The organism is Pseudarthrobacter woesei (genome assembly GCF_055412745.1).
The window spans coordinates 185,971-199,264 of the sequence record NZ_JBVAYU010000007.1; the positions used below are offsets into that span (position 1 = coordinate 185,971).

At 65.6% G+C, this 13,294-nt stretch carries 12 protein-coding genes and 1 pseudogene; 3 read left to right on the plus strand and 10 right to left on the minus strand.

Annotated elements, in window-relative coordinates; translation table 11 throughout:
* Positions 1-2: 2 nt before the first annotated feature.
* The 7 genes from ACZYZE_RS12175 to ACZYZE_RS12205 form a co-directional block, all read right to left on the minus strand.
* On the minus strand, positions 3-1,652 hold the full coding sequence (locus tag ACZYZE_RS12175; protein ID WP_463907913.1) for a UDP-N-acetylmuramoyl-L-alanyl-D-glutamate--2,6-diaminopimelate ligase: 1,650 nt from the start codon (positions 1,650-1,652) through the stop codon (positions 3-5).
* 131 nt (positions 1,653-1,783) lie between these two features.
* Complete coding sequence (locus ACZYZE_RS12180; protein WP_459317150.1) at positions 1,784-3,586, minus strand: peptidoglycan D,D-transpeptidase FtsI family protein; 1,803 nt, start codon at positions 3,584-3,586, stop codon at positions 1,784-1,786.
* 53 nt (positions 3,587-3,639) lie between these two features.
* On the minus strand, positions 3,640-4,290 hold the full coding sequence (gene ftsL / locus ACZYZE_RS12185) for a cell division protein FtsL (RefSeq protein ID WP_459317149.1): 651 nt from the start codon (positions 4,288-4,290) through the stop codon (positions 3,640-3,642).
* Positions 4,287-5,285 (minus strand): 16S rRNA (cytosine(1402)-N(4))-methyltransferase RsmH, encoded by a 999-nt coding sequence (rsmH, locus tag ACZYZE_RS12190; protein WP_459317148.1) that lies wholly within the window; start codon positions 5,283-5,285, stop codon positions 4,287-4,289. The genes ftsL and rsmH overlap by 4 nt, the downstream gene beginning before the upstream one ends.
* A gap of 191 nt (positions 5,286-5,476) precedes the next feature.
* Positions 5,477-5,905 (minus strand): division/cell wall cluster transcriptional repressor MraZ, encoded by a 429-nt coding sequence (gene mraZ, locus ACZYZE_RS12195; protein WP_463907916.1) that lies wholly within the window; start codon positions 5,903-5,905, stop codon positions 5,477-5,479.
* 701 nt (positions 5,906-6,606) lie between these two features.
* Positions 6,607-6,873: an alpha/beta fold hydrolase gene (locus tag ACZYZE_RS12200; RefSeq protein WP_459317146.1), complete on the minus strand. Its 267-nt coding sequence runs from the start codon at positions 6,871-6,873 to the stop codon at positions 6,607-6,609.
* Positions 6,874-7,124: 251 nt separating this feature from the next.
* Positions 7,125-8,066 carry a ferritin-like domain-containing protein gene (locus ACZYZE_RS12205; RefSeq protein ID WP_463907918.1) on the minus strand — a complete coding sequence of 314 codons (942 nt, stop codon included), beginning with the start codon at positions 8,064-8,066 and terminating at the stop codon, positions 7,125-7,127.
* A 370-nt stretch (positions 8,067-8,436) separates the two neighbouring features.
* Between ACZYZE_RS12205 and ACZYZE_RS12210 the strand changes: the two are divergent.
* Positions 8,437-8,708, plus strand: a pseudogene (locus ACZYZE_RS12210) (AAA family ATPase); the annotation flags it as partial.
* 251 nt (positions 8,709-8,959) lie between these two features.
* Here ACZYZE_RS12210 and ACZYZE_RS12215 read toward each other — a convergent pair.
* Positions 8,960-9,334, minus strand: coding sequence for an SCO2097 family morphological protein (locus ACZYZE_RS12215; protein WP_459317144.1), 375 nt, complete (start codon positions 9,332-9,334; stop codon positions 8,960-8,962).
* A gap of 255 nt (positions 9,335-9,589) precedes the next feature.
* On the minus strand, positions 9,590-10,750 hold the full coding sequence (dinB, locus tag ACZYZE_RS12220; RefSeq protein ID WP_463907977.1) for a DNA polymerase IV: 1,161 nt from the start codon (positions 10,748-10,750) through the stop codon (positions 9,590-9,592).
* Positions 10,751-10,938: 188 nt separating this feature from the next.
* Here dinB and ACZYZE_RS12225 point away from each other — a divergent pair, with 188 nt between their 5' ends.
* Complete coding sequence (locus tag ACZYZE_RS12225) at positions 10,939-11,475, plus strand: hypothetical protein (protein ID WP_463907920.1); 537 nt, start codon at positions 10,939-10,941, stop codon at positions 11,473-11,475.
* Complete coding sequence (locus tag ACZYZE_RS12230) at positions 11,472-12,566, plus strand: polyprenyl synthetase family protein (RefSeq protein ID WP_459317142.1); 1,095 nt, start codon at positions 11,472-11,474, stop codon at positions 12,564-12,566. The genes ACZYZE_RS12225 and ACZYZE_RS12230 overlap by 4 nt, the downstream gene beginning before the upstream one ends.
* 130 nt (positions 12,567-12,696) lie before the next feature.
* Here the strand turns inward: ACZYZE_RS12230 and ACZYZE_RS12235 are convergent, their stop codons facing one another.
* Positions 12,697-13,050, minus strand: a complete 354-nt coding sequence (locus tag ACZYZE_RS12235; RefSeq protein ID WP_459317141.1) for an Rv2175c family DNA-binding protein — start codon at positions 13,048-13,050, stop codon at positions 12,697-12,699.
* Positions 13,051-13,294 lie beyond the last annotated feature (244 nt).

Consider the following 13,294-nt stretch of genomic DNA (forward strand, 5'->3'; position numbering starts at 1 on the left):
GTTTAGGACTCTATCCGCTGGTCTTCGAGAACGGTGAATCCCCGTGCTGTCAAGGCGGAACGGAGTTCCACCCTGTCGTCCAGGGCGAGGTTGACGCCCTTGACTTCCTGCCACACCTCGTGGCCCCGGCCGGCCACGAGGATGGTGTCCTCCGGGCGTGCGAGTTCCACGGCCTTCCGGATGGCGGCATCGCGCGGGAAGACCTCAAGGATGGTGCAGTCCAGTCCCTCGCGCTGCCGGGCCGCAACAGCGCCGGCCAGGACGCCCGCGCGGATGGCCGCGGCGTCCTCATCGTGCGGATCGTCGTCGCTGATGATGACGGTGTCCGCGAGCCTGGCGGCGATGGCGCCCATGGCGGGCCGTTTGCCCTGGTCGCGCTGCCCGGTCGCGCCGAAGACGACGATGACCTTGGAGCCGGACTCCGCGGCCCGGACGGCCTCGAGCGCGCGCGCCAGGGCATCCGGGTTGTGGGCGAAGTCGACCACCGCGGCCGGGGCCGTCGAGACAAGCTGCATGCGTCCCGGGACGGCGACGGTATAAGGGTCATGGCGGTCCAGGGCTGCCTGCACCGCGGCGGCGTCGTGTCCGCCGGACAGCACCATAACGGTAGCCAGCGCGGCGTTGGCGACATTGAAGCTCCCGGGGAGCCCGGTGTGGACCCGCAGTTCGGTGCCGTCGCTGTGCCGGAGCGTGAACTCGGTGCCGAGCCCGCGCGGGACCGGGTTGTTGACGGTCCAGTCTGCCGCCGCGGAAGCGGCGGCGGCCAGTCCGGCGGTGGCCAGGGTGGTGACCGGGATGCCGGCGGCGGCCGCAAGTTTCACCCCCCATGCATCGTCTACTGTCACGACGGCGGTACGGGCCCGCCCTGTGGCGAACAGCTGCGCCTTCGTCTGGAAGTACTCATCCATCGTCCCGTGCAGGTCCAGATGGTCCTGGGTCAGGTTGGTGAAGCCGGCAACATCGAACACCACCCCGTCCACGCGGTGGAACGAAACGGCATGGGAGGAAACCTCCATGGACGCCGCATCGAGGCCGCGTTCCCGCATGAGCGCGAGCAAAGCATGGACGTCGGTGGATTCCGGCGTGGTCAGCAGGCTGGGGATCGGCTCGCCGCCGGCCAGGATCTCGATGGTGCCGATCAGCCCGGTCTTCTGGCCCAGGGCCTGCAGGAGGGCGTTGATGAAATAGGTGGTGGTGGTCTTGCCGTTGGTGCCGGTGACGCCGTACAGGGACGGTGCGGCCGAGTCCGCGGGCCTGCTCCGGTAGATCAGGGCGGCCAGCGCTCCGACCAGGCTGCGGGGTTCCTTGGCCAGCAGCACCGGAACGGACATGGTGTTCGAGAGCGCGAGCTGGCCTGCGCCGGCGTCGTCCGTGAGTACCGCGGCGGCGCCGGCGGCCACCGCCTGGGCCACGAAGTCCGCCCCGTGCCGGGTAGCGCCCGGCAGTGCGACATAGAGGTCCCCCGGCTGCACGGCGCGGGAGTTCAGCGAGATCCCGGTGACCGGGACGGAGCCTGAGTGCCCTGGCACGACGACGCCGATCGACTCACCGATGGTTGCCAGCGGCACCGCGGTAACCGCGGTGGGCCGGAAGCCCGACGTGGAGTCCGGACCGGGCGCGGCGGACGCGCCTGGGGCATTGAGCTCTGACAAGTGGATCTCCGTAAGGTGGTGCCAGTGGATCTTGCGCCGCGCACGGAAGAGTGTTCCGGCGCGCAGGCGCTGTTTGGTGATGCTTGGTACAGGTTCTTTGCTGGTACTTTGGCGCTTGGCCGCGCCGGGTGTTATTTGGCGTACTGCGGCAACCTGACGGGCTCGCCGGTGGACGGCTGGACGTTGAAGGTCCGTAGCGCCTGGCTCATCACGGACCGGAATACCGGTCCGTTGGTGATGCCGTAGATGCTGCCCTTGGGCCGTTGCAGGACCACCTCAACAATAAACCGCGGATCGTCCATCGGCGCCATCCCGATCATGGAGGCCGTATAACCGCAGAACCCGGACTTGCCGTCATCGCAGGGCGATTCCGAGGTTCCCGTCTTGGCACCCACCCGGTAACCGTCGATCCCGGCGTCCTTGATCTGGCCCTCTGTCACGGCGCTCTCGAGGATGTCGCGGACCTGCCTGGCGGTGTCGCTGGAGACTATCTGCCGCGGCGGCTGGGCCGGGACCTTCTCCTCGGTGCCGTCGGGGCTGATGTAGCCATCGATCAGCCGCGGCTGGAGCATCACGCCGTTATTTCCGATGCTCTGGAAGGCGCGGACAGTTTGGAGCGTGGACTGCGAGACGCCCTGCCCGAACAGCACGGTGTACTCCTGGCGCCCGTCCCACTGGTCGGCGGGCGTCAGAATGCCCCGGGCCTCAGCGGGGAGGCCAATCTCCGGGGCTTCGCCGATGCCAAACTTCGCCAGCCAGTCATGGCGCTGGTCCTTGCTGAGCCGCTGGCCCGCCATCACCGTGCCGGTGTTCATCGACCAGCCAAGGATTCCGGCCAGGGTGCGGTCTTCGGTGCCGTGGGTGAAAGAATCGTTGAACGTCTGTCCGTCCACGGTGTACGACGGCGGGATGGTGAACTTGTCCAGCGGGCTGGACTTTCCCTCCTCGATCAGCGCGGCGGCCGTGATCATCTTTTGCACCGAGCCGGGCTCGTAGGCGGCAGTCACGGCGCGGACGCCGCGGTCCTTTGCCTCGACCTTGCCCGGGTCGTTGGGGTCCGGGGAGTTGGTGTCCGCCATGGTGATGATGTCGCCGGTCTTGATGTCCTGGACGATGACGACGCCCCACTCGGCGCTGAGTTTGTCCCGCAGGCTCTGGATCGCCTGCTGGGCGAAGTACTGGAGGTCCGAGTTCAGTGTCAGCCTGATGTCCTTGCCGTTCACGGCCGGGGTCAGCTGATCCACGCCGACCGGGATGCGCAGCCCGTCGGCACCGATTTCGAAGAGCCGCTTTCCGCGGGAGCCCTTGAGGACCTCATCCTGGGTCTGTTCGAGGCCGGCCTGGCCGCTCTCGCCGTCCTTCAGGAACCCGACGATTCCGCCGGCGACGGAACCGTTGGGGTACACCCGCTTGCTGGTGCCTTCGGTGACGATGCCGGGGATCTGCAGTTTGGAGATGCGGTCTTCCACATCCGGCTTCAGGTCCTTGGCCACGATGTAGTAGCGCTGGTCCCCTGTGAGGGCGTCCTTGACAGTGTCCTTCTCCATACCGAGCAGGGTGGCGAGTTCGGCGATTCCCTGGTCCCGGGAGACCTTGACCAGGGTGTCCTTGCCGTCCACGGCCTCGAGCCGGCGGAACGTCTCGGTCTTGGTATTGACGGTCTGGTCCACAACGATGTTGTAGCGGATCACACTGCTGGCCAGGACAGTGCCGTTGGCGTCAAGGATGCTGCCGCGTTCGGCCGGCAGCTCGACCGGGGTGAGGCGGTTGTTGAGGGCGGCTTCGGCCATCCCGCCGACGTCGAGTCCCTGCACCAGGAACAGCTTTCCGCCGACAACGAGCAGGAGCGTCAGCATAAGGCCGAGGCCCAGCCGCAGCCGCTTAGTCGCGCTTGGCGCTTTCGCCTTGCGTGCCTTGCCGGTGTTCTGCGCCACGATGTTCCTTGCTGCTTGCCTGGCTGGTGGTCCGTCTGGGGGTCCGTCCCGGGCTACTGTCCCGGAACCTTTTGCGCGGGAGCCGGAACGGATCCGCCGTGCAGTTCCACAGCTGCGGCCGGCGGAGCCGGGACCGCTTCTGCCGCAGGGGCCGCGGGCGCGCTTTCGGCCGGCTTGCGGTTCGCGAGCGGTTCATTCATGGTGGCCGGCGGGACGACGCTGAGCTGGCCGGCAACTGCCGGGGCTGCTATGACGGCACCGGGGGCATCGCCCTTCACCGCAGGCTTGGCCTTGCCCGTGACAGCCAGGGTGGAGAGATCGATCTGGCCCTTTACGGTGGAGGACACCATGCCAAGCTCCGTGGCCTTGGCGGCCAGGTTCTGCGGGGCATCGAAGTTCTGCACCTGCTGGGTCAGGTCCTGGTTCTGCTTCGTCAGGGTCGACTGCTCGCTCCTGAGCTGGACCAGCTGGTATTGCGCGGTGGAGACCGAGATGTTGAGGACCAGCACCGCCATGAGGGCCACGGCGAGAAGTCCGAAGCAAAGCACCACGAACGGTGCCCGGCGCTTGCGCGGGGCCGAGCGGACCACCGAGAGCGGTGTACGCGATTTCCGGGCCGGGCTCGTACCCGGATTGACGTCAGGCAGGGCACGGGCGGTCGCGCCTGTGGCAACGGGGAATCTGTTGACAGCAGCGGTGCTCATGCGGACCTCCTGGCTTTGATGCGTTCCACGGCGCGGAGCCGGGCGGACGCGGCGCGTGGATTTTCGACGATTTCGGCGGCGGTGGGCACCTCGGTGCCCTTCGTCAGCGACTTCAGTTCGGCCTTATGCTCCTCGAGCTCCACCGGGAAACCGAGCGGGGCGGAGGATTTTGAGCCGGCCTGGAAGAATCCCTTGACGATCTTGTCTTCCAGCGAGTGGTAGGACATTACGACAACGCGGCCGCCGAGGGCGGTCGCGTTGATGGCGGCGGGGATGGCGCGTTCCAGAACGTCGAGCTCCTCGTTAACCTCGATCCGGAGGGCCTGGAAGGTGCGCTTGGCGGGGTGTCCGCCGGACTTCGCGGCGCCGGACGGGACAACGTCGCGGATCTGCTCGACGAGCTCCCCGGTCGTGGTGAAAGGCTTCACGGCGCGTGAGGTGACGATCCGGTTGGCGATGCGGCCGGCGAACTTCTCTTCGCCCCATTTCCGGATGATCCGGACCAGATCCTCTTCGCTGTAGTTGTTGACGACGTCGGCGGCGGTCTGGCCCCGGCCCGTGTCCATCCGCATGTCCAGGGGAGCGTCGAAGGAGTAGGCGAAGCCACGCTCCCGCTCGTCGAGCTGCAGGGAGGAGACACCGAGGTCCATCAGGACGCCGTGAACCTCCGTGAATCCGAGGTCACCGAGGATCTCCGGAATTTCGTCGTAAACGGCGTGGACGAGGTCGATCCGGTTGGCGAACGGCGTGAGCCGCTCCCCGGCCAGGGCCAGGGCTTCCTCGTCGCGGTCGATGCCAATCAGGTGCAGGTCCGGGAAACGCTGGAGCATAGCCTCGGCGTGTCCGCCCATCCCCAGGGTGGCGTCAATGGCCACCGGGGTTTCGCCGCGACCGCGCGCAGCCTCGAAACCCGGAGCCAACAAATTGATGCACCGGTCCTTGAGGACCGGTACATGCCGTTCGGACGTGGGCTTCGCCTGGTCAGGGTCAGTCATGCCTGCGTCCTTTCGTTGTCCGGGCTGGTGGTGGCTGCGCTGGTGCTGCGGGCCGCTTCTTGATCCAGATCCCCATCCGCGCCTACCCTGCGTCCGCCTGGCTCCGGGGAAGTGAGCCAGGAAAACAACCGGATGGGCGGCTGGAGATCTCGGTCAAGAAACGTTCATGTACTGGTGGATCCGGTGGGGATTCAGAAAATCCCCGGTATGGCGTCGTCGGTCTCCGAGAAGGCCGTTTCCTTTTCAGCGAGGTACTCGTTCCAGGCCTGGGCGTCCCAGATCTCCGCGCGGGTTCCGGCGCCGATGACGGCCAGTTCCCTGCCGAGTCCTGCGTATTCCCGGAGCGCCTGCGGAATCGTCACGCGCCCCTGCTTGTCAGGCACCTCGTCGGAGGCTCCAGAGAGGAAGACCCGGATGTAGTCACGCGCCTGCTTGTTGGAGATTGGAGTCTCCCGCATCTGCTCGTGAACCCGGCCGAACTCCGCCTCGCTGAAGACGTAGATGCAGCGTTCCTGGCCCCTTGTGAGAACCAGTCCGCTGGCAAGCTCCTCACGGAACTTCGCGGGAAGGATGATTCGACCCTTTTCGTCCAGACGCGGCGAATGTGTGCCGAGAAACACGGCCCACCGCCTGTCTGTTCGTGGGAAGCCCAACGTCCCCCGTGCTGCCACTACCCTCTTACGTCCTCCACATTACTCCACATCCCTCCACAGTCAACGACACGCCGAAGATTTATGCGCCAATTTGTGGGAGCGCGTGCCCCGAAGTTCCCTGCAATGGCACGGCGGATGGGCCGGTGGTGCGTTGTGGAGGGATTTTTTGGGCACTCCGGGGCCGGCCCGGTGGTTGTTAGCTGAGAATGGCGGTCCATTCACCGTTCGATTGGCGGTTTAGCTGGCTCGAGCGGGGGTGCTGGTCTGGTAGTCCCCTCAGTGGTGGGGGCGTTGGTGATCGTCCGCATTTGCTGCCTCCAGGTTGACGTCGGCGTCCAGATTCAGACCGGTGTGGGTTCCTGGACCGATACCCAGACCTGAGTTGGTCGTGGTGTTTGGAACGCCGCCGCCGGGGAAGAATGAGAATGTCTTTTTCTGGGACCGCCTGCCGATGAGCGCCGGAGGCCTACCTGGCGGTGGTTCTCTACGAACAACCCAAGAGCCGGAGGGTCCACTGTTCAGACAGCACGCAAAATGACGGCGCAGTGGACCGGCGCCCGCCCCTCTCCCGGGGCCCGTCCGTGATGGGCGGAAGTTCACGCCGTGGCTGTCTCAGCCCGGCCCGTACGGCGTTCAGTCTTCCTTCAACGCGAGCGGGGCGAGGACGATCACCGGCTGCCTTGTTCCGCTGTTGTGGAATCTATCTGGCACGAAAACTGGATCAGTGTTTGGTTCGATTCGTCGGGGTGGCTGACGTTGCATCCGTGGGGCGCTCCGGCGATGACGTGCAGTTCGCTGCCGGGCGGCGTTGCGTGGGTGCGCTGGCCGGATCCTTCTAAGGGCACGGTGGCGTCGCCGTCGCCGTGGAGCACGAGGGCCGGAACGGTCACGTTGGGCACGTCGGCCCGGAAGTCAGTGCTGCCGAAGGCGGCCATGCAGGCAAGGGCTGCTTTTCTTGTCCGCCTGCTTGCACAGGGCGAGAGTAGGCTTTGCCGCAGGGACCGCTACTTCGGACCCTTCCGGCAATGTCCGAATCAGCCGGGCACCGTGTGCCTAGCGGGTCGCGGATCAGCCTGGTGAGGTGCCCGCCGACGCGCGGGCCGTTCTTCCCCGGCCGGGGCAGGCAGGCACCCTTGGGCGCCTGCCTGCCTTGGTTCCGGGGCTTCTTTTGTGGGTGTGCGGTGGGTCAGGAGCTCGCGGCGCTGGTGTTGATGTCGCCGTTGACACCCTTGGGGAAGAACCCGCCTTCGCGTACTGCCTTGGGGGTCAGGTAGGCGATGTTCAGGACTTGTCCTGCGCTGCGGCTGAAGGCGATGCCGTTGCCGTCCGTGGGGACGAGGTTGGCGGTGTCTTTGGTGCCGATTCCCTGGTCGAGGTCCGTGGATCCGTCGAGACTGTCCCGGGCATCGGAGATGGCCTGGGCGGGCATCTGCAGATCGCGAGCGTAGAGGGTCGTTCTGATGATGCCGGCGTGGTAGGCCTCGACAGCGAGGATGCCGGCGGCGGCTTCGAGGTAAGTTTTGTTATCGATCAGCGGGGCTGCTCCCTTGTAAGCGGTGACGCCGACGTCTTCGAAGATGAAGGCACCCAGCAGGAAACTGGTTTCATCGGCGAAGGGGTTGAATTTCTGGCCTGCCTTGATCAGGCCCGCGGCCTTTGCCGCGGCGGTGAAGCTGGCCTCCAGATCGATTTGGGGCCGGGAAACAGCGGCTTTTCCCAAAGCGGTACGAAGGAACTTTACGTGCGATTTCTCGTCGGCGGCTATTTCCTTGGCGTATTTTTCGATCAGGCTGCCGGATTTGAACGGTACCTTGGCTCCGCCGGTGACCCCGCCCTTGCGTCCCTTGCCGTCGGTGAGGTCGTCGTCCAGTCCGCGGCCTGTGACGGCACGGAGGTAGAACTCCGCCTCAAGGTATTCCAGGTTGAGGGCGAAGTTCAGGATGGCCCCGTCGCTGGGCCCCTTGCCGGAGTTCTCTTCCTCCCGGGACGCATACGCCGGTGAGCTCGCGATCAGGGCCGCGGCGCCGCCAATCCCTGCGATCCCGGCGGCCCGGAACAGAATGCGCCGATCCATCGGGTCTTCGGCGCTGCGGCTCAGTGCATCGGTAACGAATTTCTGGTCGAACATTGGTGTGCTCCTGTCATGAGTGCGTTTTTGAGACCATGACATTCCGGACGGTACTCCCGCCGGGTCCCCAGACGGAAGAGCCAGCCCCCAAGCTGCTGCCTACAGACTGGCCCACGATGGTGACACTGAAGGTTCGTTGTGGTCCGCATCACGGATGGGTGGCCGGGAAACCTTTCCACATTTTTTGTGGAAGACTGCCGGCAAAAGCCCGGCAGCCCGGGGTGCCCGGGTCCGGGGATGCCCACCGGCGAGGGTATAGAGGATACTCAAGGGCCGGTCCCGGCGTCCGGCCCGGATCTGGAGATCTCCGCCCGCGGGCGTAGAGGCTGATGACCCCGGCGCATTCCTCTTCCACAGCCCGCCAGGGGCAGGCTTCGCCCACGAATATCGTCCGCTCGCCCAGGAAGAACTGCGTTTTCGTTCTAGAGCGCCGGTGGCACAAGCTCGGCCAGACCCTGAACCCTGAAGACTCCACCGATGCCCAGGGCGATGGCGCCGTCGTGCGGATTACCCGAGGCAACTTCCGCCTCATCGACCGGCTCTTCACCCAGGTCGAAGGTCATGAAAATCAATGAACTCAGCACCATCACCAACGACGTCCTTGAAGCCGCATGCTCAACCCTCGTCATCGGAATCAGCTGACCGCCAACCCGGGCTGGGAATAACCGCCATTCCGAACTAACAGTCACAGGCCCGGTTCAGGAACGTGACGCGCGGCCGCCCTCGACGCCTCTGCTGTCCATCGCTCCCGCCTGGCGCCGGCGAAAATGCCGGAGAATCGGCGAATTCTCCGGTCGTTTAACGGCAAAAGACCCGCCGAAGCGGGTCTTTGCGGGACTTTGCGGTCCTCCCGGGCGCCCCGTGGTGGGGAATGGAGGAGGAAAAAGGGGGCGTCAGGACTCCCCGCGGTGCCTTTCGTCCCAGCGTTCCTCGAGGCTGCTCATAAACGAGCTCCTGGGCTTCCCGGGCTTCCGGCCAGGAGCGTCGGCTTTGCCCTTACCGGCGGAAGCACCCCGCATCGTGGCGTAGTAAACGCCGGCGCCCATAACGACGAAGCCAAGGACGCCGACGGGAATGATTTGAACCGTCACGCCGAATAGCAACAGGACGATGCCGGCCAACGTGGCCAGAACGCCGATGACCAGATGGCGGGTGGACCATGAGCGTCCCGCGTCAGAGCCCATCGAGCTGGCGAACTTGGGATCGTCCTCATGCAGCTGCTTCTCAAGTTGCTCCAGCAACTTCTGTTCGTGCTCCGAGAGCGGCATCACGACCTCCTTAAGTCGGCCAACGTCCAGACTTGACGTGGCCAGTGTCCTAAATCCATAACGTCCGGGATTCCGGAGTGGTTCCCATTCGCCGTCGTTGGTCGAAGAGAAGTTTCCGCCGTCCCGTTCACAGGTGTTCAGCTGGTCACGAAAGAGTCCGAACGCTCGCTCGAGTCGTTCTAAACCTACGTATAAATAAGGATAGTTTGTTGCGCCCTCTTCGGAAAGAGACTGATGGCTCTACAGGGGGCCGAATCAGCCGGAACCGCCGCCCGGATCCAGCAGCCGGGCCGGCAGTACTGATTTCGTGCCGAATTTCCGGGTCACCGCATCCAGCGCCTGCTCCGCCGCGCGCCAGTTGTCGTCGCGGCGGTCCAGGCTCAACTGCAGGGGGGCACTGGCGGCTTCTTCCAGCTGCTCGGCCCGGATCCCCACCAGCCGCACCGTCATGGGGCGGTCGCCGATGGACTCCAGAAGCTGGACCGCTACGGCATAGAGCAGCTGCGCGCTGTCGATAGGTGTGCTGACCGTGCGGCTGCGGGTGATGGTTGAGAAATCCGCGTAACGCAGTTTGAGGGCCACGGTCCGGGCGTGCATGCCCGCGCCCCGGAGCCGTTCCGCCGTCCGGTGCGACAGGCGCAGCAGCTCCCGGTGCAGCAGGGCCTCGTCCGCAGTGTCCACGGCGAAGGTCTCCTCGGCGCCGATGCTCTTTTCCAGCCGGACCGGGGTCACCGGGCGCGGGTCAATCCCCCACGACAGCCGGTACACGTGCTCCCCCGAGGCGCCAAGAACTTTGCGCAGCGACGGCAGCGGCGACGCCGCGACGTCGGCCACCGTGCGGATGCCCATCCTGGCGAGCACCTCGACGGTCTTGGCGCCGACCCCCCAGAGCGCGCTGCCGGGCAGGCTGTGCAGGTACGGCACGGTCTCGTCCGGACCGATGAGCAGCAGGCCGTCCGGCTTGCACCGGGTCGAGGCGATCTTCGCCACAAACTTGCTCGCCGCGATGCCCACGGACGCCGTAATGCCGAGTTCGCTGCGGACCCTGGTCCTGATGAGTTCCCCGATCTGCCGGGGCGGGCCCAGCCGCCGGATCGCTCCCCCGACGTCGAGGAAGGCCTCGTCCACGCTCAGGGGCTCCACGAGGTCGGTGATCGACCCGAAGATCTCCATGATCTGGCCGGACACCTCGTAGTACAGCTTGTGCCGGGGTTCGATGATGACGGCCGAGGGGCACGTGCGGGCCGCTATCACCATCGGCATCGCCGATTTCACGCCGAAGGCGCGGGCCTCGTAGGAGGCTGAAAGCACTACCGAGCGGTCTGCGGGATAGCCCACGATCACCGGTTTGCCCACCAGCGCGGGACGGCTGCGCAGCTCGACGGAGACAAAGAAGGCATCCATGTCAACATGCATGATGCTGCTGCGCCGGAGTTCACGGAGAGTTGCTTCGCTGAGCCGGCCGGATGCCGCGTCAAGAACCTGCTCAACGGGTTGGTCCTGCTGCTGTTTATTCCTGTCCGGCACCACAACTTCAATCCTATGCCCCGGGACTGGCTAAACTGGAGGCTGAATCCGGCGTCAACACCAGGAGGAAAGTCCCTGTGAAGGTTTTTGGAGAGCGCAAACGTGCTGCAGTTGCGGTACTTGCGGCCGGTACGTTAATGGCCGCCCTGGCCGCATGTACGCCCGCCACCCCCGGGACAGCTTCCTCGGGTTCCTCGTCGACGTCGGCCGTGCCGTCCCCGGCCCAGCCCTCCACCACCGCGCCGGCCAGCCCCTCGGCGGAACCCGGCACCTCGGCCACGGTGGGCGCGATGGTTCCCGGTTTCCCGCAGACCCTGCTGCCCCTGATGCCCGGCGCGAAGGTCGTCTCCAGCAGTTTTGACAAGACCACCGTGCCGGCTACCGCGGCACTGGTGGGCAGCATTGCCTCGCCGGCGGCTGCCGTCCTGGCGTTCTACACCACCGCAGTGGAGGCACAGGGCTTCAAGGCGGTTCCCGGCGAGACCGTGGGTACAGTGCCGTCCAAGGACTTCCTCCGCGGTGACACCGAGACGGTCAACATTTCCGTGATGGAAACCGCCGGAACCTCGACCTTCACCATCGGCGCGAACGTCGCTGCTGAGTCTGTCAAGTGACCCTCGCGGAACAGCTGCGCCTTGAGCAGACTGCGTACGTGGCCGCCGTCGCCGGCAAGCTCACCGATTTCCTGACCACCCGCCAGGCCGTCATGTCCTCGATCTCCCCGGACATCGATCCGCTGATGGGATCCATCTCGAACCTGGTCACCGGCGGCAAACGATTGCGCGCGCTCATGTGCTACTGGGGCTGGCGCGGCGCGGGCGGGGAGGCAGGGGCCGGCGAAGTGGTCACGGCCGGTTCCGCCCTGGAGCTGTTCCAGGCCGCGGCGCTCATCCACGACGACATCATTGACCGCTCGGACACCCGCCGGGGCGGCCCCAGTGTGCACCGGCGTTTCAGCGAGCTGCACGAAACCCAGGGCTGGGCGCTGGACAGCGAACGGTTCGGCCACGCGGCCGCCATCCTCACCGGAGATCTGTGCCTGTCCTTCAGCGAGGAATCCTTCACCGAAATCGGCGACCGCGCCGCATCCGGAAGCCGGGCCCGCCTCATCTTCAACCTGATGCGCGCCGAGGTCATGGCCGGCCAGTACCTCGACATCCTCGAGGAGGTCGCCGGACCGCGGCGGGACCGTGCCGGGGCGGTCAGCCGCGCCCAGTCCATCATCCGTTTCAAATCGGCCAAGTACTCCACCGAGCACCCGCTCGCCCTCGGCGGTGCACTGGCCGGCGCACCGGATGAGCTGCTGCGGGGCTACTCGGCTTTCGCCCTCCCGCTCGGCGAGGCCTTCCAGCTGCGGGACGATGTACTGGGCGTGTTTGGCGATCCGGTCACCACCGGCAAACCGGCCGGGGACGATCTGCGCGAAGGCAAGCGGACCGTTCTGGTGGCTTTCGCCCTGGACCAGGCAACGCCGGCCGAATCGGCGTTCATCGATGCCAAGCTCGGAAGCCCCGATCTTGACGAGGCGGACGTGGACGAGATCCGCCGCATTATCGCGGATTGCGGCGCACTGCAGGCCACGGAAGTACTGATCGAGGAATTCGGCCGCGCGGCCTTTGCCGCCCTGGACCTCCTGCCGCTTGACGAGCTGCCCAAGACGGCGCTCCGGAAGCTAGCCGAGGCAACGGTCAGCCGCACCGCCTGAGCCCCTCCCTGCGGCTCCAGGCCGGCCACTCAAGCCGGTTACTCCAAGGGCCGCGCACGGCAAATACGCCGTGCGCGGCCCTTGGTTGTTAAGAGGCTCTTGGCACCTCAGGGGCGCTGAAGTGCCGGTGCTACCAGGCCAGGGACTGTGCCCGGCGGCGGATTTCCGTCTTGCGGCCCTCGCGCAGTGCATCAATCGGCCGGCCGCGCAGGGATTCATCCGGCGTAAAGAGCCAGGTAATGAGTTCCTCATCCGAATAGCCCGCGTCGGAGAGGACCACGATGGTCCCCTTGAGGCTCTCCACGGCGTGTCCGTCCTGAATGAATTCCGCCGGCACACACCGAATCCGCCGTTCGCCGACCCGCAATGCGGCCAGCGCGCGTTCATCCAGCAAGGCATGAACCTTGGTAATGGAAGCGTTCAGAAGCTGGGCGACATCGGGCAGGGGCAGCCATTCGCCCACGAGGCTTTCTACATTACTCACGGATCAAGATTGCCACGGCAGGTACCCCTGCGCCTAGTCGGCTCCCGGGCGTCTTCACCGGACATTAAGGAGCCGCCGCACCCCGCACCCGTCGACACTCCACAAAATCACGTTTGCAGAATGTCAAACAGTTCTTGTGCTAATTGCCAATTCATGAGAGATTCACATAGATCACATTTGTAACAGCACTAACATCAGTCACACTGGTAACACCAGTGACACCAGCCTGACCTGCAGCGTTCGC

Coding starts and splice junctions, on each gene's coding strand:
- ftsL (WP_459317149.1), bottom strand. CDS start 4,290: ATGAGCACCGCTGCTGTCAACAGATTCCCCGTTGCCACAGGCGCGACC.
- ACZYZE_RS12215 (WP_459317144.1), bottom strand. CDS start 9,334: ATGCCGCTCTCGGAGCACGAACAGAAGTTGCTGGAGCAACTTGAGAAG.
- ACZYZE_RS12200 (WP_459317146.1), bottom strand. CDS start 6,873: ATGGCCGCCTTCGGCAGCACTGACTTCCGGGCCGACGTGCCCAACGTG.
- ACZYZE_RS12205 (WP_463907918.1), bottom strand. CDS start 8,066: ATGTTCGACCAGAAATTCGTTACCGATGCACTGAGCCGCAGCGCCGAA.
- dinB (WP_463907977.1), bottom strand. CDS start 10,750: ATGCATGTTGACATGGATGCCTTCTTTGTCTCCGTCGAGCTGCGCAGC.
- rsmH (WP_459317148.1), bottom strand. CDS start 5,285: ATGACTGACCCTGACCAGGCGAAGCCCACGTCCGAACGGCATGTACCG.